The sequence below is a fragment of the Bacillus sp. TH30 genome, assembly GCF_016650875.1.
GTDB lineage: Bacteria > Bacillota > Bacilli > Bacillales > Bacillaceae_G > Bacillus_A > Bacillus_A mycoides.
Genome location: NZ_JAEKEY010000001.1, coordinates 58,446 through 83,851 on the forward strand (window position 1 = coordinate 58,446; position 25,406 = coordinate 83,851).

16 protein-coding genes and 4 pseudogenes are annotated in these 25,406 nt (G+C 31.0%); 9 read left to right on the forward strand and 11 right to left on the reverse strand.

Annotated features, from left to right (window positions below):
- Nucleotides 1-7: 7 nt before the first annotated feature.
- The 5 genes and pseudogenes from JFU20_RS00275 to JFU20_RS00290 form a co-directional block, all read left to right on the forward strand.
- The gene (locus JFU20_RS00275) at nucleotides 8-505 is read left to right on the forward strand and encodes a DM13 domain-containing protein (protein WP_078205327.1); all 498 of its coding nucleotides are present in this window, start codon (nucleotides 8-10) and stop codon (nucleotides 503-505) included.
- Nucleotides 506-576: 71 nt separating this feature from the next.
- Nucleotides 577-668, forward strand: a pseudogene (locus tag JFU20_RS29900) (IS6 family transposase); the annotation flags it as partial.
- A 1,344-nt stretch (nucleotides 669-2,012) separates the two neighbouring features.
- Nucleotides 2,013-4,172, forward strand: coding sequence for a M60 family metallopeptidase (locus JFU20_RS00280; protein ID WP_201038166.1), 2,160 nt, complete (start codon nucleotides 2,013-2,015; stop codon nucleotides 4,170-4,172).
- 316 nt (nucleotides 4,173-4,488) lie between these two features.
- Nucleotides 4,489-4,671 carry a hypothetical protein gene (locus tag JFU20_RS00285; RefSeq protein ID WP_201038167.1) on the forward strand — a complete coding sequence of 61 codons (183 nt, stop codon included), beginning with the start codon at nucleotides 4,489-4,491 and terminating at the stop codon, nucleotides 4,669-4,671.
- 134 nt (nucleotides 4,672-4,805) lie between these two features.
- Nucleotides 4,806-4,998: pseudogene (locus JFU20_RS00290) on the forward strand (IS4 family transposase); the annotation flags it as partial.
- Nucleotides 4,999-5,319: 321 nt separating this feature from the next.
- Here JFU20_RS00290 and xerS read toward each other — a convergent pair.
- The gene (gene xerS, locus JFU20_RS00295; RefSeq protein ID WP_078205333.1) at nucleotides 5,320-6,393 is read right to left on the reverse strand and encodes a tyrosine recombinase XerS; all 1,074 of its coding nucleotides are present in this window, start codon (nucleotides 6,391-6,393) and stop codon (nucleotides 5,320-5,322) included.
- 945 nt (nucleotides 6,394-7,338) lie between these two features.
- On the opposite strand from xerS, the gene JFU20_RS00300 reads away from it, so the two are divergent.
- Nucleotides 7,339-7,581, forward strand: coding sequence for a hypothetical protein (locus JFU20_RS00300; RefSeq protein ID WP_242488115.1), 243 nt, complete (start codon nucleotides 7,339-7,341; stop codon nucleotides 7,579-7,581).
- Nucleotides 7,571-7,786, forward strand: coding sequence for a hypothetical protein (locus JFU20_RS00305; RefSeq protein ID WP_242488116.1), 216 nt, complete (start codon nucleotides 7,571-7,573; stop codon nucleotides 7,784-7,786). The genes JFU20_RS00300 and JFU20_RS00305 overlap by 11 nt, the downstream gene beginning before the upstream one ends.
- A 214-nt stretch (nucleotides 7,787-8,000) precedes the next feature.
- Here JFU20_RS00305 and JFU20_RS00310 read toward each other — a convergent pair whose 3' ends face one another.
- The 5 genes from JFU20_RS00310 to JFU20_RS00330 all read right to left on the reverse strand — a co-directional run bounded on the left by JFU20_RS00310 (nucleotide 8,001) and on the right by JFU20_RS00330 (nucleotide 14,532).
- Nucleotides 8,001-9,353, reverse strand: a complete 1,353-nt coding sequence (locus JFU20_RS00310; protein ID WP_078205336.1) for an ANL family adenylate-forming protein — start codon at nucleotides 9,351-9,353, stop codon at nucleotides 8,001-8,003.
- Between the two features lie 38 nt (nucleotides 9,354-9,391).
- Nucleotides 9,392-9,709 (reverse strand): acyl carrier protein, encoded by a 318-nt coding sequence (locus tag JFU20_RS00315; protein WP_078205337.1) that lies wholly within the window; start codon nucleotides 9,707-9,709, stop codon nucleotides 9,392-9,394.
- Between the two features lie 236 nt (nucleotides 9,710-9,945).
- Nucleotides 9,946-10,923 (reverse strand): hypothetical protein, encoded by a 978-nt coding sequence (locus JFU20_RS00320; protein WP_242488117.1) that lies wholly within the window; start codon nucleotides 10,921-10,923, stop codon nucleotides 9,946-9,948.
- 28 nt (nucleotides 10,924-10,951) lie between these two features.
- Nucleotides 10,952-12,274 (reverse strand): alpha/beta hydrolase, encoded by a 1,323-nt coding sequence (locus JFU20_RS00325; protein WP_078205339.1) that lies wholly within the window; start codon nucleotides 12,272-12,274, stop codon nucleotides 10,952-10,954.
- A 173-nt stretch (nucleotides 12,275-12,447) separates the two neighbouring features.
- A complete protein-coding gene (locus JFU20_RS00330; RefSeq protein WP_078205340.1) occupies nucleotides 12,448-14,532 on the reverse strand; it encodes an alpha-amylase family glycosyl hydrolase in 2,085 nt (694 codons plus the stop codon).
- A 951-nt stretch (nucleotides 14,533-15,483) separates the two neighbouring features.
- Between JFU20_RS00330 and JFU20_RS00335 the strand changes: the two genes are divergently transcribed.
- Both JFU20_RS00335 and JFU20_RS00340 read left to right on the forward strand, forming a co-directional pair.
- Nucleotides 15,484-16,737 carry an MFS transporter gene (locus JFU20_RS00335; RefSeq protein WP_016096703.1) on the forward strand — a complete coding sequence of 418 codons (1,254 nt, stop codon included), beginning with the start codon at nucleotides 15,484-15,486 and terminating at the stop codon, nucleotides 16,735-16,737.
- 114 nt (nucleotides 16,738-16,851) lie between these two features.
- Complete coding sequence (locus JFU20_RS00340; protein ID WP_201038168.1) at nucleotides 16,852-17,433, forward strand: hypothetical protein; 582 nt, start codon at nucleotides 16,852-16,854, stop codon at nucleotides 17,431-17,433.
- 233 nt (nucleotides 17,434-17,666) lie between these two features.
- Here the strand turns inward: JFU20_RS00340 and JFU20_RS00345 are convergent, their stop codons facing one another.
- The 5 genes and pseudogenes from JFU20_RS00345 to JFU20_RS00360 form a co-directional block, all read right to left on the reverse strand.
- Complete coding sequence (locus JFU20_RS00345; RefSeq protein WP_201038169.1) at nucleotides 17,667-18,794, reverse strand: copper amine oxidase; 1,128 nt, start codon at nucleotides 18,792-18,794, stop codon at nucleotides 17,667-17,669.
- 322 nt (nucleotides 18,795-19,116) lie between these two features.
- Nucleotides 19,117-19,236, reverse strand: a pseudogene (locus tag JFU20_RS30830) (SdrD B-like domain-containing protein); the annotation flags it as partial.
- A gap of 64 nt (nucleotides 19,237-19,300) precedes the next feature.
- Nucleotides 19,301-19,558: pseudogene (locus tag JFU20_RS00350) on the reverse strand (DDE-type integrase/transposase/recombinase); the annotation flags it as partial.
- A 255-nt stretch (nucleotides 19,559-19,813) separates the two neighbouring features.
- Nucleotides 19,814-20,287: a hypothetical protein gene (locus JFU20_RS00355; RefSeq protein WP_151304099.1), complete on the reverse strand. Its 474-nt coding sequence runs from the start codon at nucleotides 20,285-20,287 to the stop codon at nucleotides 19,814-19,816.
- 993 nt (nucleotides 20,288-21,280) lie between these two features.
- Entirely contained in the window at nucleotides 21,281-23,644 is a 2,364-nt protein-coding gene (locus tag JFU20_RS00360) for a putative mucin/carbohydrate-binding domain-containing protein (protein ID WP_201038170.1), read from the reverse strand.
- Nucleotides 23,645-25,406: the final 1,762 nt, after the last annotated feature.

A 25,406-nucleotide genomic window follows, 5' to 3' on the forward strand; every position in this document is an offset into this window, starting at 1 on the left:
TTATTTTATGAAAAGAAAACATGTATTGATTATAGGAGGTTTTATAATTGTCGGAGGAATTTTATGGTCTTTGTTCCGCCCCGAGAAATTATTTATTGATAAGCAAGTGAATGAAGCATTGCCACAAACAGAAATACAATCAAACGAAACAAAACAACAACAAGAACGAGTAATAAGTGAAGGGCAGTTTCAAAATGGTGTCCATGAAACAACTGGAAGAGCAACAATCCATCAATTAGCGGATGGAAAACGCGTTTTACGACTTTCCAATTTTTCAACATCTAACGGGCCAGATGTTCGAGTTGTATTAGTTCCTACAAACCATTTGAAAAATAATGAAGACGTGAAAAATCATCAGTATATTGAATTAGGAAAATTAAAGGGAAACAAAGGAGACCAAAACTATGGAATTCCTGAAGGAATAGATGTAGGTACATACGGTTCGGTTTCTATATGGTGTAAAAGGTTTAATGAAAACTTTGGTGCGGCTTATTTTGAAAAATAAGAAAGAGGGTTCTGTTGCAAAGTTTTTAAAGTAAGTTAAACTCTGTAACAAGCAAACGAGAAGTATAACGGATGAGATATTTTAAAGGAAAACAGTTCAAGAAAAATATTATCGTGGTAGCCGTTGTTTTTCTTTAAGCTATTGTGATGTGTCTGAAATTCTATAGGAACGTGGTATTTCTATAAAAATCAATGTGTCGAAAGGTTTGAGATAACATTTTGAAGGACTTCAAAAATACATAGACCTTTTGAATCATATATGAATTGTTGGGAAAAATCTTTCCTTCAAACTAATGTAGCTCCCATAATCGACTTAAACTCATTATCATTATATGAATAAATTAATTAATAAGACTGATGGTATAGGTTATTAGGTAAGAATGGGAGATTTTCACACACGATTAAATGGGTATAGTTCTGTAAATCTATAAAAATTTAGTTTAGAGTTTCTTGTCCCAACCAATATCTAAAAGTGAAAGTTTAGATATTCTTTTCTAAATAGTTTGGAGTTTCATGTCCTTGTACACCTGATGTAGAAAGACATGAAAGTAGGAACTAATTTTCTAGCGTAAAATGTTGAATTACCAACAAATGCAATTCATTTAGTACCCACTTTCTTGTCCGCATATCGTGACAAGAAAGTGGGTACTTCTTAATATGAAGACACCAAGGTGGAGATTTCCTGAATGGAAATGAACTATCCTTATGCTAAGCAATAGTTCAAAAAACATTAAGCATGATGTTGTGGCTATATTTTGTATTATAAAAAAGAAAAAAGGTTATCTTTCTTTATATCGCAAGAAAGATAATCCTCTTCTGTTTAAAGAATGAAATTGGGGTACAGCCGAGATACGTGTAAAAATAGGTTACAGACTTACTGTTATTTCTAATATAATTTAAAATCGGCTTTTTGTTTTTTGATAAAACTCCTTCATTCGTCTAAGAAGTACGGCGACGATTCGTATATTGACCCGCCATATCTATAAAAAATAGAATTTCGTAATCTTTTTTACTTTTATGAATTCAAAATACTCTATTTAAACTATTTTTTAACATCATATATATATTAAATTTATCCCCATATAACACATTATTTTTCAGTAAATGTTAAAAATATTACGTGCATGTAAATTTTTAACATTTTTTATTTTTCTCAATTGTATAACTTTATTTTTGAATTATACTTAATGCGTAATCCCAAAATTAGGAAAGGATCTTTGAGATAGGACATTTATCTTAAATTCTTACTTAGAGGAGTGATTTAAGAAATCAATGAAGGTAATGTGTTTCTAGATTAATTAGGAAAAGAATTTGAAGTGTTACTATGCTTTTTTTGTACTCATCCAAAAATATAATCAACATTGTTTAAAATAAGTGTGCATTTAATAAATCCACTTTTGGCATTAGTGAGAAAACTGATATTTCGTATGTAAGTAATAACGAATTTGAACGAAAGGACTGATTTATATGAACAGAAGAAAGAATGGTAGATTCAAAAAACAATAAAGGTGTTTGCGACATCCGCTATTTTAGCAACCACGTTATTTGCACCTATTATGACAAACAATTTAGATGTACATGCTGAAACTGCACAAACTGTAACTCAATTTGAACAAAGAGAGTTCGACCTTCCAGGTACAGGCAGTTTTTGGGATGAAGCAAAAAGGGAAAAAAGAGGTGAGCAAAAAAATTATATGCCAACAGGAATTTATGTAAAACCTAATGAACAGGTTACTATTACAGTATCAGGAACGCAAAAGATTAGAGCCATTATTGGGACACATCAATATGATAAAGAATGGGGAAAAGAAATTGATCTTTCTCCTGGCTCTAATACCATCTCTTCTCCAAACGGCGGCGTATTAGGGTTTGATAATTATCAAGGCACAGGAACAGTTAAGGTGCAGGTAACACAAGGCGGTAGTCCTATTCCATTCTTTGAATTAGGGAAACACACGAAAGAAGACTGGATTGCCATGATGAACAAATATCCAGAGGCACATGCGGTACAATTGAAATCAGAACGAGCAGTACTAACTGTAACTCGTGATAGTGCCAATAAATATATTGTAAATCAAGATCCTGTTCCTCTATTAAATAAATATGATGAAATGATTCGGGCACAAGATAGGATATCGGGGTTATCTGAAACAGATCCTAATCCTTTACATCGTTCAACTCGTCGTATTTGGGCCTTTGTAGAAAACCCTAACGCACAAAGTTGGGGCATGTATGCAAGTTGGGATGAAGCCGTCTTTACGACTGCTGGTGAAGCAATCAAAAGTACTTTAAATGTCAATGAGTTTGGATGGGGACAAATGCATGAAGCGGGACATGCACGACAACAATATCCATGGACGTGGAATGATTTAAGAAGTATGGGTGAAGTAACTGTTAATCTATATTCTATAGCTGCAGTCAAGAAATTATATCCAAATAAACCAACACGTTTAGAATCAGAGGGAGATTATAATAGAGCTTTTGCGTATTTAAAACAAACGAATAAAGAATATAAAAATATTGACGACCTGTTTGTAAAACTTGTTATGCTTTGGCAGCTTCATTTGGCATATGGCGATGATTTTTATCCAAATCTTCACAAATTATATCGAGAGCTACCAGAGGATCAACTTCCAAAAACAGATGAAGATAAAATACAGGAATTTATTTACAATACATCAAAAATAGCAAAACAAAATTTACTTCCGTTTTTTGATCAGTGGGGATTGAAGGCAACTCAAGAAACGAGACAAAAAGTAGAAGCTTTAAATAATCCAACATTAATTGCACCTATATGGGAAGCGACGGATGCTAAACCTGTTAAACCACTTGCTGTATTGTCTAAAAAAATAATGAAGGCAAGTGCAAATAGTGAGGAATCAACGGGTTCAGCTGGTAAGGCGATAGATGGAAAAACAGATACATTTTGGCATAGTAGTTGGACACCAAATCAATATCCTTACAATTTGACACTAGAATTTGGTGATACACGCACCATTTCACAATTGGCATATCTTCCAAGGCAAGATGGGTCAGAAAATGGACGTATTTTAGCTTACAATATTTATACGAGTGTAGATGGCGTTAAGTATGACAAAATATCATCAGGAACATGGGAAAATAATAGTGATAAGAAAAACGCAACATTTGACCCTATTACTGCAAGATATGTAAAAGTAGAAGTAACGAATGGACAGAATGGATTTGCCTCTGCAGCTGAAGTAGATATTCTAACTGATTCTCCATCTGTTAAACCATACGTATTGCCTAAAAATACGATGAAAGCAAGTGCAAATAGTGAGGAATCCAGTGGTTCAGCGAGTAAGGCAATCGATGGAAAACCTGATACACTTTGGCATAGCAGTTGGACACCAAATCAATATCCATACAATTTAACATTGGAACTTGATAAAAATCAAACAATTTCAAAAGTGGACTATCTCCCAAGACAAGACGGGTCAGAGAACGGCCGCATTTTAGGCTACAATATTTATACGAGTGTAGATGGCGTTAAATATGACAAAGTATCATCAGGAACATGGGGAAATAATAGTGATAAGAAAACGGCAACATTTACCCCAGTTACTGCAAAGTATGTGAAAATGGAAGTAACGAATGGACAGAATAGATTTGCTTCAGTAGCTGAAGTAGACATTTGGGGATATTAATCGTTTACACAAATGGCTGGGGGATCTTCTAATGATTGAGAAGTATAGCACGTCGCTATCAAGCTAAAATAGTGTATTCATAAAACAAAAAACGCTATTCTTTTTGTAGGGGTACCGCCACATGCCCATCAACTTAACATTTTGAAGTATCCCCAAAATGAAAAAATTGTACTGTTAAAGGTAAATATAGAATTAGAATGTAAATTATCAAGAATTAATAATTAGTAAAGTAGAAGATTTCAATAAAAATTGGTAAAATAATAACCAAGTATTGAAATTAGAAACAGGACTGTATTAAAAAAGGAGATTCTATACTATGGAACAAATTATTTCAAACAATAAGAACGGATCTACAGAGATATATTATAAATTATTCTCTATGTTATCTTTGCTAACTTTTCATAAAATCACATCCATTGAAAAGAAAAAGAAAAGTCTTAAGATTTCCCATGAAAAAGAATTGGAAAATTTAACAAAAAATAATCCTTATAAATTATAATACGGCTCCCAAAGATTATACTCTACAAGAGAATTGATTTATAGGATTTTATTAAACCAATATAATCTCATATTAATTTGACCTTAAAAACGCTATTCTTTTTGTAGAAATATACAGAAAGGATGGCGTTTTGTATGAATCTATCGATTCGGGATGAGTTTCATTTGTTCGCTAAAGAACTACAGCGATTCTATTACTTGATTATGTAGTCAGCTTTATGCAAATACAGCTACACTTATGAGTTCAGAAGGACTTAATCAACATTTTAATCGATGTGCTGTTTTATTTCTACAGCGTGTATTACGTAGATATATAACTGAAGCAATTTCTTTATAAAAAAGTATCCACTTTCTTGTCTAAAAAATATCCATTTTCATGTCTTTCTACATTTAGTGGGGGAAGGGGGTTACTCCCATAACAACCCAACTGTTCGTTAAATTCCCATTTAACGTAAACAACAATTGTAGAAATCTAAAATTTTTATTTATATCTACTAAGAGAGAGTTTTTATATTCCAATTAATTTAGATTTCAAACTATATATTTTTTACATAATAAAATCAAATGCGAAACGAATAATACATATCATTTTAACCCTAGTATAGGGAAAATAATAAAAGTTCAGCAATGTAAAATTGCTGAACTTTTATTATTTATTCTTTCCTATTCTGCCTAAGCTATCTTTAATAGTTGTTTCTCCAAGCTGTGTGTATAATAAGGCCGTATCTTGGCTAGTATGCCCAAGTTGCTGCATCACTTGTAACGAGTCTTTTTCTTCCATATATAACTTATTTGCCAATGTATGTCTTAATTTATGAGGAGACATTCTTTTACCAAAGGCCTTAGTATATTTTTCTACTATATCTTGGATAGCCCTAACTGAAAGAGGCTGTGCAGTATGTTTATACTTCGATAAGAATACATTTTTTAATTCTTTCCCTGGAGCATATTTTTTATCTCTAATTTCCATATAATTTTCAAGATCATTCAATGCAATTGGGGTAATCCATACAGAATCTTCTTTGTTTCCTTTTCGTATTACATCAATTAGCCTTTCTTTTAAGTTTATATCTTCCATACGAAGATCGGCCAATTCACTTACACGAATACCACTACCAAGAAAGAGAGAAAGAATAGCTACATCACGATCTTTATCTCTTAGGAAATAGAACAACTGATGTTTTGTTAAAGATTTTTCATGTTCGTACTTAATGTAATTCAAAAACTCTTGATCGTCATCATTATGAAATATTTTAGATCTCATACGTTTTGCACGGGCATTTAATGTTTCCTTATCTTTATGTATTTCAATTTTAGCCATTACATTTCTATAAAAATAACATTCTCCATCATCATTCTCTGATAGGGAGGTAAGGTACTTAAATAAAGACTTTAAGGCTGAAATTTTTCTGTTAACAGAGGAATTCTGCATTTTTTGTTGTAGTTTTAAAAACCTCATAAAGTTCTCAACATCTTTTTTCTTTAAATTCTCCAAATCAGAGAAGGATATGTCTTTAATGGGCTTAAATTCAATAATTTGTTCAGATAATAGCCAATTAAAGAAAACTCTAAAATCATATACATAATTCAGTAGGGTGGAGGGAGAGGCATCATGCAATTCTTTGTACTCCACAAATTCTTCTATGTAAAAGGGCATTTCATTTAAATTCTCGTATAATTTCTTACGATGTACTGATTTTTGACGTTGCTTGCTGTAATCCATAAAAATCACCTCATATATACTATAACAGAAAAAATACACGAACACAAGTTCGCGTTAAATTCAATTTTTACACATACTTATTTACATAATTAAATTATGGATTACTAAAATGCGTGCAAAAATAAATAGGTGATATTGTAATTGTTCTAGTATTAATTATAGAGAACCACACTATAAATTTGTATTACGCTATAAAAACAGGTGAAAAATCTACATATAACTGTATATACAATGAAATTGATTATATATATACAGAGCACATTAAAAATTGTTTACAGAGCGTTATAAAATGTGAATTGCTTAAATTAATTATAGTTAATCAGGTCAACGTAAGATAAACTTGTGTAAATTAATATGTAATTGTTTATATAGATTCTTTATGTGTAGATCGGCATTTGATTATTATTATATAACTTCAAAGCAATACACTAAAATTCATGGATATAGGCTCGAAATCCCTAGATGCTATATTATATTTTTAAAAGACTCTCTTATTGTTCGTAAAATTGGTATTTCGTGCGAAGTTATAAAGTCTTTGTTTTTTTCCTTTTTTATAATACTCTTATGTTAATCCAATAAAATGCATCATTCCCTTTCATCAGTATTAATATCTTTTAGTTTCAGATACATTCACCTATACATATTATATTGATTACATGGTTGCTTATAGACTATAGCTAGCATGTAAATATACATTAAGAACACTTTAATAAAAACAGTTAACTTTAACCCCTTAAGACTAAATAGCTTGTGTTGTGCTCAAAACTTAATAGTGCGTGATGTCGATAGAGAGTATTTCCTTAAGTTCTTTTACATCCAAGGTTTTTTTTATTGTACTTGCTTTAGGTAAACATACAGTTTAGTTTGATTCAAGTGCAGATTTTAAAATATAGCTGCAAAATTTCCCTACCATCTCAATAAGATAAGTATTCTTTTCATTTTGAGATGAGTTTCTTAATTACAGAAATTCTACATTTTCAATCAATTATATCGGTACACGGTATGTTTGGTGCATGTTTTCCACGGATGGTCCGTGGGCATTATGTTGGATTCAAAAGCGCTGGTCACATCCTAAATAAAACATTTGGATCCATTAAAGGTTCCATTAATAATACAGCAATTCAGGATATTCAAATAAAAACTGGAGAAGTCGAACCTTATTTCATTAAACCAAAAGTTGGAAAATAAAAAAGCATGCATTTCAACCTTATTTTCTATACTTTTGGCTGGAGCGATTATTACCGTAAAATTCAATAAAGGATTTATAGGAGGGTATGAATTTGAGTTGTTATTAGCTGTATCTTTATTTTTTGTGGTAACTAACACCCAATCTATTTCCTTAGATAAATTACTACTGAATCGTAAAACTAAGCAACAGCAAAAACAAAAATAAAGCTTCTCCCCAACACTTCATTATTTGTGTTAAGGAGAAGCTTATTTATGCGAAACTTGTAATTAAATTAAAAACAAGCCAATTCGAAAAAGGGTATGATAACATATGCGAGACGTAAGTCAGGACACTCTATTTCCTAAATTAAAAGAACTTGAAGTACTTTTTTATTTGTATTTTAACCTAAGGCGACCTCTCCCTACTACAAAAGCTATAATTACATAAATACTTTCTTATTTTTTTTAAACCTATCTGTATGCATTTTCTCAGTTGTTAGGACCACTTTCTGTGGAATCTTATATACTGGTAGTTTATCTTTACAGAACTCTCTCAATCGCTTTCTAAATCCACTTACAGTTTCATTCGTATTCAATTTAACAACAGCCTTAACCATTTGCCCCGTGATTACATTTTTTTCACCAACTACGGCGACCTCTTCTACTCCACTCATTAGCTGTATTACATTTTCAACTTCAGCTGGAAATACTTTTTCTCCGCCAATATTTATAAGCTCTGATTTTCTTCCTAAGATTTTAATATAATCTCCATCTACTTCCACCATATCTCCTGTCATAAGCCAGCCATCTATGGTAAATGGGCTTGGAGCATTAATATAACCAATCATTGTAGACATTGATTTAACCTGCAACATTCCATCCACAACTCTTGACTCAATATTCCCATCGCTTAGCTTAATCCACAAAGAATCATTCGATTTAGATTGTGAATATAAAACTCCCAATTCTGACAAGCCATACATTTGTATAATTTTAATGTGAGGGAATATTTCGTTTATTTTATTTAATGTAGTCTCAGGCATAACTTCTGATCCATAAGAAATAGTCTGCAAACTATTTAATTTATACTTTTTATAAACCTCACTCAGTATAAGTAAATTTATAAAAGTTGGTGATGCGGGTAAAGCTTGCACTTGATGTTTCTCAATCATATTACATACTCGATTAGGGGTACGATCATCAATAATTACCAAACACCCTAGGCTAGAAAGAATTTGGAAAAGCGTATTAACTCCCCCTATATGATCAAATAACATAAATGGTATAACCCGCTTTGCACTTCTTGCAACGCTGTACTTCTTTTGAAGTAATGTAAAATCATGTACAATTGCTTTACTGTGTCCTGTTGTGCCAGATGAAAACAATACTAATCCGGGATGTTTTAACTTTTTCAGTTGTAATAACAATTCATTTTGAATGTAATCTCTTTGCATATTGATTATTTCAAAATTTCCACTTTCAACTTTAATTACATTTTCTAATTCAACAATTTCATAGTATTCTTTCTTCTTGCTGTCAACCAAAGAATTTAAGATTGGTACTACTGTACACCCTAACTCAATAAGTGCTAAAAACATTGCTATGGAATATGGAGAATAGTCCGCTTCTAAAGAGACTATTTTATACTCCATCTTTCTATGTTCATTTAACTCCCCTGTATAAATCTTTGTTTGATTTAGTAACCACTCATACGTGTAAATTTTATCCTCCCAAATAATAGCTTCGTATTCTTTGTTCAGTTCAAACCTTTCTAATAGAAAATCAATATGCATACCCAACCTCCTTTTAATTTTTATCCTTTAATATTTTGCTATGTTAGTGATTTTAACGTTTCCTGGCACTCTATAATATACGCAACTAATGTTTCTATTGTTTTAAATGGACTATTATGTTGTGACATTGTATCTAAATTAACCAAATCAACGGATATACCCAATTCATCTTCTAAGCCTTGTTCAATACTTACCAGTAAAGATACCAGTCCCAACGAATCTAAATACCCTTCCCAATCATAAAGATGTGCTTTCAAGCCTTTTTTAAGATCAATTTTATTTTCAAGACTTTCATTCACTTCTTCAACACAGCACCATACGATTTGAATAATTTTTTCTTTATTAGTATTTTCCAAGTAAATGCACTCCTTTTTATGAATCATTTTTTACTATGAATATTTCCTTCCAACACCTGTAGAAGTGTTTAACATGAATACTAAATAGTAGTTCCCTTACTTTACTTCTCAATTATCGCTTCTCTATCAAGATTGGAGACTATAATTATGTTGCAGAAGAAATAAAATATTCTCATGTAATACACTCTCTCTAGTAATAACATCCATCATTATCAAATTAAAAGATTCAAGATCACTTAAGTTACTATCTTTTTTAATAATTTAATATGTGCAATCTTATACAGTCTTTCCCATGATTGCTTTATATCCATTAAATCACTAGCAAGATGCATAAATTTATCTTTAAATAAATCATTCATATCTATAAGTAAGTCATATAAAAAATATCTACTCCATCTCATATCAAATAAACATTTTAAATACAAAGGAAACATGTTTATTTGCTTATGAAAATCGGTATTTATATTTTCTTTAAGTTCAAGTGCTGCAATCTTGCCAAAATAATATATCTTATTGTTTTTTCTCATAACTAAACCTTTAATATACTCACTTGATATCTTTTGTAATGTTTTCAAAAAAATATCTCTAATATTTTCTAGGTTTATTTTTTCCTCTATAATCACATTCATTGAGGAGTAAGATGAGATTCTTTCTATTCCTTTTGCCTGAACCAATTCAGGTATACCTCTTCCGCCTTTCCAAAAAGAATGAAACTCCTCAAGTGATATCTCTCCCATATATTTATTAGGGACAGGATCTTGAACAAATACACTATCTTCTGTAATTTTGTTAATTGCTAAGTAGTGGTCGGTAACATACTTATCCGTATGGATATCTATATGACTCTTTATAAATTTTGGATTCAAATAATCATTACTATAAGGTAGAAAAAATGTACTTCCTAAGGCAATAAAAACTTCTTGACGATTCAGACATTCCTTTATAAATTGAAGACCATTTCCAAAATTAGAATACACATTTTTCTCCATGCGAAATGTTTGATTATATTCCAACAACTGTGTATATCTAGCTACAGAAGGTAAAGATGTGGTAGTATCCACACGGTAAGATGGTATACTATATAATTCTTCATTTGCTATTAAGCTCATATAACTAATACTACCCATACTTTTTAATTTATCGTGAAGAATTGGTATATAACATGAATAATAATAAGGAACATCAAAGGTTGGTTTTAATTCCTTTATTTTCACTACAGCACTCACCCCACACTTTTAATTTTTATAGTCCTATCCAGTTCTCGACAGTATAATTTAACTGTAAGTCCTTAGTAGCTTTAAATTTCCTATTTTGAATAGGTTGTCCAAATTTATCCACTTCAAAGAGCCTAAAGCCTCTTGAAAACTTAAACTTGCATGCAAGATCCCTTGGCACTGTAAAATTCCCAGCAAAACGATTTTTTTCTATTCTATCTAGTATCATACCTACACTCATATAAATTCGTTCACCAGCTGGTGTATTTTCAGGTACTTCGACTGTTACGGAAACATCTACAAATTCTGATAATGTTTCTATTACCTTATATTTTTTTGGTATTCCCTTTACACCTTGTGTTACAAAGGTGACTTCGGCTTCTCCTATTTTTTTTGGTATAATCGTTCCATCATTCATAACCTCTAATACATCTGGGTTATTGACTAAAAACACACCATCTAAATCACTCATTTTAAAGCCACTATCGTACGTCACAATTGGATTAATTTTTACCTTCATTCCAGTTAATCCAACTTCATCTCGCCCATCCAAGGTAACATTAACTATATTCCCTATATCTCCAAAGAAATATATTAATGGCAGATGCATACGATCTCCCCAGTCTTTTTCAAAATGAGCACCATATGGATCCTGATAAAAAATTAAATTATCTCTATATTTGTAACCATTTTTTAATAAAGTTTCTGCAATATCTCTTACATGTTTCACCAAGAAAAAGCCTTCTGCACTACCTATATCCATCCAAACTTTCAAGTCTTTTTTCCCTTTATACATCTCATATAATTTTAATTCCGAATGGTCATCTTCGACTTTCACAAAGAATGGAGATATCATCCCTATTTTCCCAAACACTTTAGGGTTACGGAAACCGATATTATAAGTTGATAAACCTCCTGCTGAAGATCCTATTAAAGCGGTATTTTCAGCGTCAGACATTGTTCTAAAATTATCATCGATATAAGGTTTCACCTCATTGATTATAAATTTTTCATATAATAAACCTGAGCATTTTATATGTTTATCTGGTGAAATAAAATGACAAAACTCATTGTTCTCTATAATTCTTTTATGTGCTATACCTACAATTATTATTTTTTGAATTTTCCCTTCAAAAATTAGCTCATCAGCTGTCTTATGGACATTCCATGATTCATCATTTTTTATTAAAGGCTCAAATAGACGTTGCCCGGCATGCATATATAATACAGGATACCTTTGCTGTGAATGCTTTTCGTAACCAGGTGGTAAATATACAAATAATTTCCTACTATTCTCTAGTGTTTCAGAGTAAAAATTTTCAATAGTAACCACTTTAGAAGCTTGTACCATAGCAACCTCCAATATTGTATTTTTCACTTCTCTTTATACAGTTTCAACACGAATTTTTTTAACTCCAAAGCTATACTCTAGAAATCTTTAATATAAAATTTTTTATTTAACCCTCAAAACGAAATAGCTCAGGATTTAAATTAATATTTTTAATAGCAAGTAGATTCATATCATTAAATCTCAACCAAAATTGATTTTTCTGCGGTTTGCCATTTTACAACAACCTCACCCGTTCCAAACCTCGGTGTCTGGTATCTATGATTCTCTCCCCCTTCAATAAGTAGTGTTTTATTTACCCTTCTAATAAATTTAAATTCCAGCAAGGTATCAGCTGGAACACTTATATCAAAATAACCAGTGGGAAATTGATACATGATTTGGTTAAAAAATGGCCCCACTGCTTTGCAAGGGTTCATATCCCCTAATGAATAAGTATTCCCCATTATAAAAACTTCACTCTCGGGTATTTCATATCCGTTTTCAATCACAAATCGAATACATACTTGTTTTTTATTTAAGACCTCCACATGTTTATAGATATTACTTTTCGTTCCTTTATCTGTTACAACAGTAATTCCATATTTACCGTCCTTCACCACTGGAACTTTTACTTTAATACTAGTATGTGACCATGAAATCACTTCCGCCTCTTCTTCCTCAAAAAATACAGATCCTTTTTTAGAAGTAAAACCACACCCATCAATACAAATAATTTGACCAACTGTAGTCATTTTATGTCCCACAGTTCCTATTAAAGGTAAACTATTTACTCCTTTATGGTGCCAAACATGTACGGAACCTGGTCCGATCCATAATGAATCTATACTATTATTCTCAACCGTAATTACCTCACCATCTAAAAGGCCCTCTAATATATCTTTATACTTTCTAGAAGGAAGTGCTGTTTTAACATCTTTTATTTCATAACCTTCTGTTAAATTTCGATTCAAAGCTATTAATACCACATCACTGCCAAAGCATCTTTCATATACATAGATATCATCTGTTATATACCTTTCTTTGGTAGTTCCATATGGAAGTGCATTATTTAATCTACGTAGCGAGGATAAAGCTTGTATTATCTTAAAATTGTCTGTATTTACATTAAAAGATTCCATTTGACCACGATTATTCGGATCTCCATTCCCGACCATATACTGTTCTGTACCGTAGTATATAGAAGGGATTCCCCTTGAAGTTAATAAAAATACTAATGATTGTTCTACTCCACGTTTACTTTTTCCCTTCATGTGAAAACGATCCATATCATGATTGTCAATAAAAGTAATAAGATTGTTCGCGTCATTATAAGTTTGATATGTTTCTTCAATCATTTTGTGTAAACCATAAATGGAATCAATTCCATCTCGAAAAACTTCACGTACTTTATGAGCAAAACTAAAATCTAACAAACTCATACCACTATTATTTGCAAAATGAAAATTTCTTTGATCATACTCATTCGGATTGATATACCATTCACCAAATATAAATACTGGCCTATGATTATAGATTGAATTTAGCCAACTTTTTTGCCAACCGTATGACATGTGTTTCACTGCATCAACCCGTATGCCATCTATTCCTTGATCTAACCATAGTTTAATAGCTTCTTTAAAATACAAATCAATAACGATATTTTGATGATTTAGATCTGCAAGATCAAATAAATTACGATAAACTCCATCTTCATATTCTTCAAAATCCGTCCCGCCATTATGATGAAAATAATGATTGTAATCATTATCGTATCCACCAAGTAATAATCCATCATCATATAATCTACCATTTTCAGCATAGGTCGCATCATCATGTAATGCAGGTGAGGTATGATTTGGTGCAAAATCCATGATAACTTTTATGTCTTTTGCATGAGCAGTTTTGATTAATGTTTGAAAGTCTTCAAATGTCCCAAAAAAAGGATTTGTTCTTTTAAAATCACGAGCCCAATACCCATGATATGAAGTACTTCCTACCAAATCATTTATTGGTGTAAAGATATTTTCTACCGGTTGAGATATCCATAGAGACGTCACACCTAGTTCAGTAAAATAATTTGCATTTAATTTTTCAATAATCCCTATCCAATCCCCACCAAAGTATTTCTTTTTATTTCTCCTAGATTCATCGTATAACTCTCCTTTTGGGTTATATGATGGACATCCATTAAGAAATCTGTCAGTTACAATTTGATATATTATATCTTTAGAAAAATTCACACTACTCCTACTAAATTTAAGCCTATCTTTTTCTTTCAAATGACAACCTCCATCCTACAGAAGTATTAATCAGCTATTTTCAAACATTCAGCACTCTACCCTTAAGTACCATTTGAAAAATAGTTAGAATATATTTTCCCTCCTAACTAGTAACTAATGTTTTTTTAATTTTTATACAAAATAACGTCTACAAGTAGGTTCTATATTTGTCCTGTAAACTGTACCATTTGATTTATGTCGAAGTAAGGGAAAAATTGTCATTATATAGGGAGGATAAATATAGAAAATATTTTCATTTAATCAGCTTACAAAATAGAGAACTAATAAAATATATAGACAAAGCATTTTTAATTTGGTAATATTCACCTGAAAATATTTGGTAAAATTTTCTGAAGAGAGGAGTATTTATAATAAATGCTAGATTTTTAATAAAATCACCATTTATACTACTAATTTCAATCTTATATGACTAAATTAACCATAAAATACAAATATAGTTTCTGTCCTTACAAATATTAAAAAACTAGGAAAAAGTTGTAAGGAAATTTCAGAATAATCTGGAGAAATATTTTATTTTTAAAAATCTTATATAAAAGTTTAAACATTATTGTACAGTTAAAATGTTCTCCCTTAAATATTCATTAACAATTTCTCTATAAATTATAGACTTGCTTCTACCAATGTAATAATGCTCTTAGTTGCTATTTTCATGTAATTTGATTTCATAATAATTTTAAAAATAATATATCCTAAAATTTTTACGATTTAAAAATAATGTATAGGGATTATTTTTGTTATTTATGTACTCAAATCTATCTCATCCCTACCTTTATTACCTCAGAATAACAATATTTTATATTAATATAACTCTAATGCAGCAAGATTCTATTTCATTAGCCTTCTAATTAACTTGATTACTGAAATTCACCACTTTTAGTTTGTAAGCAAATTTTCAAAATTAAATACTTAAATTTGTGAGGTGGCCATACTATGCAACAACAAGTCGAATTAGATCCTTCTCTTGCTGTTTCTTCTAAAAAGACAATATGGAAAAATCGTACATTTACATTTGTATTTACAGGTTATACTTTGTCAATGTTTGGGAATTCATTTCACAGTATTGCTTTAAATCTCTGGGTACTGCAAGCAACCGGGAGTGCTAAATTAATGTCTACCATTGCCATAACTCATATGGTTATGAGCATGCTGTTTTCTTCCATCGCAGGTACTGTTGCTGATAGGGTCGATCGCAGGAAATTAATGTGGATAACAGATATGATACGAAGTCTCTTGATACTAGGTATTGCGCTTTGTATTGCACTTCCTGGCACACCATTTATTCTCATTATTATCTTAACTGCCCTCACTTCTTGCGCAGGGCTATTTCAATCTCCCGCCTTCCATGCTTCCTTAATCGATATTGTAGGAAAAGAAAAAGTTCAACAAGCAACTGGTGTATTAAATGTCGCAGATAACGTTTCCCGAATATCAGGGCTAGCTATAGGAGGAATTGTCGTTGCAGCCTTTGGTGGCAGCATCGCTATTTCAGTCGATGCATTTACTTTTATGCTATCTGCCATTCTAGTGTTGTTAAGTGGAAAATTTCCTAATTCTATTAAAAAATCCGATGTGAAAAACTCATTTCATGAAGACCTTATTGCAGGCTTTAAGTATATATGGAAGAATCCATTTGCTAAGTCTGTTATTATTCTCTCACCAACTTTAATTACATTTTTCACCGCTTCTTTAATGCTTATCCAGGTAATGTCTGTAAAAGTATGGAAAGCAAATCCTATTGAATTTGGAATAATAGAATCCAGTATTCCAATAGGTTACATGTTAGGTGCAGGGATTATCATCTTTTTTGATAAAAAATTACATCGTCGTGGTTGGTGGATAATTCTTAGTATGGTTTTATTAGCTCCAATCTTTGTAGGAATATCCTTTGCACCATCAGTACTGTATGCAGTGCCTTTAATTCTACTCTTGGGAATACTTTTTTCGTTCTGCACACTGTTAGTCAATGTCATTATTAAGGTTGAAGTATCACCAGAATTGCAAGGTAGAACCTTTGGAACACTTGGTTCCCTTACGAGTATAGCATCACCAGTCGCTCTAGCTATTTCCTCATTTTTTGCTGACATATATGGTCCGCCATTAATCTTATTAATAAATGGAGTCTTATTATTTATTTCAGGGCTAATTGTGCTGTTCTTTCTTAAATCAATTAGATCATATAAATAATATTCTTTCGATATACCAAAAACACAGTAAGTATCTAAACATGAAAAATGCAGAAAGTGTTAGGGATACCCACTCTTTCTGCATTTTTTCTATACTACTTAAGGAGAGATTCATATGACAAAAAAAATACTTCTACTAGGAACCTTTCTGTTAGCAGCTAGCCTATTAGGTTGCAAAGATACAGAACACAAGGATACTCTAAATAAAATGGAAACATCTCAAAAAAAGCCTGAAGGTGCAAAAGAAAAAATTTCATTTAATAATATGACAACAGAAGAATATTTGAAGAACTATAATAATATAAAGAGTACATTATCTACTCAGGGTATCAAAATTCTCCCATTTAATCTTGAGCTAGAAAAAAAATCTAATACATATAGATTTTATTATCCAAAAACAGGAGATTATTCAGATAGAAATGCGAAATGGGTAAGTGTCATGTTAGGGGAAAGTGGAAAAATGATTGATGGAATTATGTATAATGGCCATGTAGATAAACCTACGATTAAAGCGATGATACAAGCTACTAACGTTACATGGACTAATGAATTAGATCAATTAATTGAGTCAATTGGAAATGAAGATTTTTCAAAAACAGTACAACTTGAAAAGATAAAACTATCAGTTAAAGGTAATTCGAAAAATATTACAGTTATGATAGATTCAATTAAGTTAAACCCACCTGAATCTCTTTAAAATAAATTATGTTCCGAATTTCTATTAAATATTTGACGCTCCTTTGATTTTACACTCAAAAGAAATTTATACAACTTTAAACACTTAAGTATAACTATGAGACTATACAAAAAAATCGTCAGTGCTTTTAAACAGCAACTGACGATTTTTTATTCTCCTACACCTTTGTGACAAAAAAGATATCTGCAATATGCTCCACCTTCTTATTTAATCTTAACCCCAAATCCAAATCATTATTCAATGATTTCAAAAAGGTTATTACCATTATTACCACTTGGTAAAATGAATTTTACATGTTGATCTGCTGGAATAGTTATATAATGATATTGATCGGGTTTTGTTAATTTAGTAGTACTTTTCCAAGTTCCTGAAGTCCAATAAGTTACTTGTGAAAAAAATGCTAGTGGCGGGAATTTCTCTGGATCAGATGGCTTATCATTTTCTGAAATAATTTCAGGTTTAATTCTAATTTTCTTTCCTGCCGCATTTTTAAATTGAAAGTCGTAAACAATTCCATAATTCCCTTCAAGAGTTGGGTTAGAATTTTCTAGATACCATATAGGTGCTTCGTATTCATTAATACCAACACGGGATTGAGGATAGGCTTTACTTGTTTTTGAACCTACATAAAAGCTACTTGTTGTTGCATTATCAATAACAGCATACCTTTCATCGTAATTATAATTAGCAGTTGAAGTATTTTTACTATAATTTTTAACCTGTGGTGTTTTTATAGAATCAAAGATCTCTGAAGGGCTAGGGAACTGTCCATCTGTTTTTTTCTTTGAAACAAATTGACGTAGGGTTAATTTTGTATTCGGAATGAATTTAATTTTTCCATTAACTGCAAAAGTGTCTTCTACATCTTTCTCTAATATAAATACATGTCCACCTGCTGGAATAGTAATAGCTTGATCATTGCTACTATTTCCATATTTAACTATAGTACTAGATGTAATCCCCATTATATCCCAAGAACCGTCAGGATTAACCGGATATGCGGCATTTACAGCACTATTTTTAATTCTTATAGTTTGTGGTAGACGATCTTCATTGTGTACAGCATATCCAAATTTCAACTTAGCCCCTGTATAATTTCGATTAAAAAATTCAGCACTATATTCTTGATTTGCTTCTAATTTTCTTTCGTTTGTGTAGTAAGCATACTTACCAGCGTCAAAGTTCGATCTCATATTTGGATTATCGTATACAACTTCAGGTGCATTTGTATATATGTACTTTGCCCCGCCTTGGTTATATTTTACTTGTGTAATAGTAGAAGCATCTACCCCTCCTGAATCATTTACTCCTAAAAACAAAAGTGACGATAGCAAAACTGATGAAAAAACTTTTCTTTTCAAAAATACAGCTCCCTTCCATTTATTACAACTAAATCTAGCATACGCCTCACATACAATAAATGTAAATAAAATATACAGCCGTTGCTATTGAGAAATACTGATTCATTTAAAGATATCCCCCCTTGTTCATTATGTATGTATCAATAACAATTTATAATGGTTCTATAGTTTTTCTACTCTAAGTTCACAAATTCACTAGTTTATCCAAATGAAAATCTAATGTTATTAATTCATTCTAAAATATTTCTTTAAATAAAATAAGCATCTCCCACTTTTAGTTCAATACCTAGAAATGGGAGATGCAATTTCTAGTTCTTCTTAACTAGATTGCTTTTTTACAGCCTAACTGTATACTATCTGCATTATAAGACTTAATAATTTCATAATATCTTGTTTCTTTAGTTGCAGGATTGAAAAATGAGTCTCCTACATCACGTGTAAGCGGTTCTGGTGCAAAAATAAAGTAAAAGAGAATAAAGCATATATATGCCTAACGGAATCGTATCTTATGCTACAAGTCCAAACAATTGATGGACGAATTCTTTCTGATTTTGGATAGACTGGTTCCATAAATTAATCTGTTCTTTTTTAATCATATGCATGGCTTCTACTCCAGAAAGAATGGATATAGCTGTGTCAAAAGATTTGAGCCCTAGCATAGAACGGATACGCTTCTTTATAAAGCGATGATCTTGTTCTACTATATTATTCAAGTACTTTTGTTGTCTAAGTTGCATACCATCAGGTATGCTTTTTTCTTTTTTTGAAGCGAACCTACACGCAATAAAAAAAAGAAATCTTTTATAGATTCCTTTTTTGTCTTACACTCTTTTTCAAATAGTGCATCTTTGCACCTATATTTATCATACCTTATAATTCTTATAAGGTAAATAAGATTAATCAACTTTGGTAACATCTTTTTATAAAAGGAACATTTACTACTAGGATTAATCCAGCATTTTATAAAATCGATAGCTTCACTATCAATACTACACTTTAAATTCCTGCCAAATACATTATTATTGTGCTAATAATGTATTTGGCGCAGTGTAAACTGTGTCAGTTTTCCCATCAGCATGTGTTACTTCAATTTTCATGCGATATGTTCCTGCCTCATTCAAATTACCTGCGCTGTTACCGTCAAAAGTCCAAACATTGAAATCTTCATTTGTTCCAGCTGGCAACATTGATTGATAATTAAAGTCAGTTTCAACATAACCCCAGCCAGTAGCATATTGTTTTTCTACAGTTGCTTTGTATGTTACATCATATACGTTATCATTTGTTGCGCGTAGGATAATATTTTGTCCCATTCTGTATTCCGTATCTGAAAGTTGAATTGTAAAATTGTTCAATGTTTCTTTAGGACCACAAATATATCGGCAAAATTCGCTCGCTCCCTCTGCTTGAGCTTTAGGTGTTTCCACGTTCATTACTGTTAATCCACCAAAAGCTAAAGTCCCTGTTAACAATATTTTTCCAAATGTTTTCATTTAAAATTCCTCCTATTAATCATTAAATATTCGCCGTTAATTTTTAAAACATTTTCATAATTTTTTTTTGTGTAATTAGTGGTAAATATTCACTTCCACATACTACTTTGGTTTGTAGTGTTTTGTATCGTGATAATAAAACTTGAATTACTCTCGACTTAACGTTCTGTCGGAGAAAGATAAAAAATCTTTACTTGTGTTACTTTCAGATTTAAGTAATTTATCGAGCAGTTTACTGACATGTTCAGGTCATAGATCTTTTTTTATGTATATAAAGATTGTCATACAGGGTTGAATTCTACTTATTCTTAAGGTAGTAGTAAGAAGTCAAATAGACATTAGTGTGCTTGCCCCTTTAGGGATGGGATTATCAACATGCGCTTGACAAACAATACTTTTTTCAAAACTAAGAAAAAGGTCCCTTACACCTTCAGTAATGATACAACTTTAGACTTCTTAAAAATTAATAAGTGGGATCTATTCACTTGCCCTTTTATTATCAAGCCCTGTATCAAATGAATCTTCTTCCAAATCTATAAAATTTCTGTTTCTAGCAATATTAAAAATCCTAACTAACATACTGGCTGAAAATTAATTTTCTACACAGTTTAAAAATAAAAATGTATCTTTATTTTTAGAATAATTCCTTTGCTCTCATGTAATAACATTTAATTTATTCCATTTTATCACATTTTATGGAATATCCAGTTTGTTATTGTAAAATCCTAAATATTAATACTATAATGTAAGTTTTTTGCCAAAATATGATATTTTGGCAAAAAACTTACATTATAAATGTTGATATTGATACTATTTAGCATTTTAAAATACCTTCCACTCAATATCTTAAAGAGCTACTTAAAACAAGAAATTTCACTATTAAAGGATAATATAGTTCATAAGAAAAAGGCACCTAAAAGGCGCCTTCTTCTTATGAGATAAAAATTATTTAGCTAGTTATGAAATAATTATTCTCTCAAATAGACGATATCATCAACTTATTGAAATTGGTTTCCATAAGGATAACGAGAATATCCAATTCGAATCTCCATTTCCCTGGTAACTTTGAACAGCTTCATAGATTTTCCCTTGATACTCTACTCTATCCCCTTTTGTATATGCTTTCCTCGGATCCCATTTTTCATAAGAGGTATTTTTCTCTTTTGTTTTTATACTAAGAACACTACTTTGAATAGACTGATTTCCAGCTGCATCTATAGCCTTCACAGTATATTTGTATTCCATGTTAGCAGTCAGTTTACTATCAGTAAATGTGGTTCCCTGTACTGTTTGAATGAATCTTCCGTCACGTAATACTTGATATTCTTTCACACCTACGTTATCTGTTGATGAATTCCATTTTAACTCTACGCTATTTGTAGTAATGTTGGCTGCTTGTAATCCTTCAGGCCGTGTAGGAGCTTCCGTATCTGGGCTAGGGTTAATAATTTGATCAACTTTCTTAAGACCATTAACTGTAACTTGATACACTATCTTCTTACCAAAGCTCTCCTGTATATTTTTATCCACATTTATAAGAGTCGCCCGGTTTCCACCCTCTAAATGTGTAAACTCAATATAGTCTCCGACTTTCATCGAAATTTTTTGTGTTTCAGCATTTTGTTGCCTGTTTCCATAAATATCTTTATTATATACCACTTTTCCAGATGAATTTTGGACTTTCACACTCGCATATGTACTATCAAAGTAATGATGTGGTACACCTGCTTTTAATTGAATTTGCATTTCTTCTTTTGTCTTATTAAAATCCAATTTTGCAAACTCAAAATCTCCTATTCCTTTCATTGACCATACAAATTGGTTTCCCTCTAAAACATTATTTGATATATCTGGACTATATCCCAAATTTGACAGGATTGACTTTAAATCTGGCAAAACACCGATTTTATCTGTTAACGGATTTTGGGATTTGGTACCTGTATTTTGATTACTTAGTATATTTCTTAATTCAGCTGGTTTATATGGACGACCTAAATGTTCTTTAGCCACACCTTGTATTGAAGTCGCTGCTCCAGCAATAATTGGAGAAGCACTAGATGTACCACTAAAGCCTGTTGTATAGAGATTTTTAGTAATCCTATTAGGCTCAGCACGAGTTGTATCTACGTTTTCTCCCCAACCATAAACATCAATTCTACTACCATAATTTGAAAACCATAAACGTTTATGAGGAACAGTTGACGATGCGGCTCCAATCATTATAGCTCCTGAATCTTTAAAGTCCGGACTATTGCGATTTAATACCTGTTTTCCATTCCGATCTCTAAATTGATCAAGGTCATTAGAACCATTTGCCCCGGCTTCTATCACAATAATTCCTTTATCCGTTCCAGCTCGTATTGCATCAAAGATATCTGGCTGTACTTCAACAGGTAAATATTTATCTCCATATCCATCATATGAAGCTTGTGCCTCTAATAATAAAATATCCCCAGCTTGTAAATTATGTACAGCATTTATTATCGCATCAGCCGTATTATACGACCCATCACCTCTTATTTGGGATACTACTTTGACCTTAGCCTTTGGTGCAATTCCTATATTACCAACCTTATTATCTTCAGCAGAAACAATCCCGAGAACAGATGTTCCATGACCAACGTGTTGATCTATATTTCTACCAGATATAAGCTCAACTTTTTGATTTACTAAATCTTCATGGTCTAATAGCCACCCATACTCCATATCTACAAAAGTAGTTCCTTTTCCATCTCCACCTTTAATGCTCCATGCATAAGATGCATTAATCCCATATGGTGCTTCCTTAAGATATCCCTGGTTTAAAAATCTTGGATCGTCGTAAGGGTTAAGCGATACAGTAGGTAATTGTACTTCTGGTAAAAGAGTTGGTTTTTCTTGCATATATACTTCTTCAACAAGATAAGATTTCTTAAACTTGTCCATCAATGTTTCAGCTGTTACTTTATTAGGCACTTCTACAATATAATAATCTAGCAAATTAGAAGATGAATTATTTTCAGTTTCCCTCGTATGTTTATCGATGTTTTCAATCTCTTTCGGATTTACAGATGTAAATAAACGCTTTAATGTTAGTTGCGGAAATTCAGAGAAGATTTTTACTAATTCTGAATCGCTACCTTCATCTTTTATTTGATTTTCGAGCCCATCCTTATACGGGAAATTCACTTCACTTTTAAACTTTACAATAATTTGATCTTCTTCTTTAATATCTGCCTCAGATTGACTTATATTTTTTACAGGACCTTTCGAATCTGCATACACTACATTGGGATTTTCATGAAATTTAATTAGCTCTAATCCTGTAAAGGCCGTAAGTGCAATCGTAGAAACGAATATCCCTTTTATAAATTTCATAATGAATACCTCTATTCTTATTTCTTTATATAACAATTTATAGATTGTTAAAGGTTCTACTTTGAATAAATAACTCAACATCACTTGTGTGTATTCATAAATTATTTTAAAAAATCTTTTATTATACACTCAACAGGTTGTTTATTTTTTATATACAAATGAACTGTTAACACCTATACCCTTCCCTTCAAACAACACAACAATTGTCCTCATGATATGAAATATAAGTGAAAGCCCTTTGAAAAACGCCAAAAATATTAAAAATTCACTTATAAACAACCGGATAATTTTATTTTTATATTACTTTATAAATAATTCTTTCTAATTGCTAATATTTCCATAGTAGATGGCGGCACGTTTTTCTAACCATATTAATCTTATTGGACAAAAAAATGATGAATGTGATGTTAAAACTAAGACAAGCTACCTATAATGGTAGTTGTGCAGTTTGTGAGATAGAAGAATGTAATTTGTATGCTACGATCTGACATAATTCTAATGGTATGGAATGTATATTTCTCCGTAAAAGTAACTTGCTTTTATCTTTTTTAAACAATTTATTGTATTATTTTCATCTAATTAGGCACAGAAACAATTTAAAAATTCTTACTACTTTTTAGGAAAAACGTTTTTAGGGTACATTTTAAAATAGCTCTTTTCTTTAAAATGTTTCTGTGCTTAATATTTAAAATATCTTATGTCAAAATTTCCCGCAACTAATATGTTAAATGATTTATAATTATATATAATATGGAATATTATAGTTAAATATTCCATATTATACTCTATTAAATATAGCGTATTTAACTTATTATGAATTAATCTGTTAGTCTAAGTATGAATTATTAAGTATGTTTTGTTTATAATTGTCACAATATAATTTTATCTTCGACGTTTTAATTACTTATAGAACATTTACATATGTTATAACTGTTATTTATGAGATAAAGAATCTCTCTACATATAAGATTTACTTAATTTAGATTTTTTCTCTCTCAATCATTTTGTCGAAAAAAGTCGAATCTTCATATTTTTTCTTTATCTTTTTGTTGTAAACGTTTTATTTTCGTGTTACCATCTTAATCAAACAATAGATGGTAACAAACTTAAAATATTTCTTTCCATTAGACACATATAAACGTTCGGTAACAACATGAAATTATGGTCAAAGAAATATGAATTACCTGATAAAATATTCAACGGGATTTTTAACACCTAAATTTTCTGTTAATTAAGAATGTAGAACTTTAACATTTTGTCCCTAAGCAAAATTTACATTTTAGCGTGGTAAACCCAAAAAGCTAAATCACCCACCCAAATCAATACATGATATATCCTATTATATCTAGCGATCAGTCATGAGAAAAAGATTTCTTCCTAAGAAAACTTAGCCAATTAATAAAAAGTGTCTAAATTACTATCTTTATTACCATCTATTGTTGATAACATATTTACCAACTATAAAAAAGAACCTATTGAAGGTTCTTTTTTATTATAATCATTAGCATTTCAATTATTGATAATCATTGGTGTTGAATCTTTATTCCCTCAGCTGCAATTAAGCATATGCATCCTTTTATATAACAAGTTGTTTCATGCGATCCTATTTATTCTTAACATGCCTCTTTAACCTTTCAAAAGTTTCTTTACCCATTTGAATTTAGTTATCCATCTTACAAAAACGATATCTGTTCTTACTCTGGCTTCATTCCTCTTGAAAAATATTTTAACGTTTAACTAACATCTGATAGAGATAAGGAAC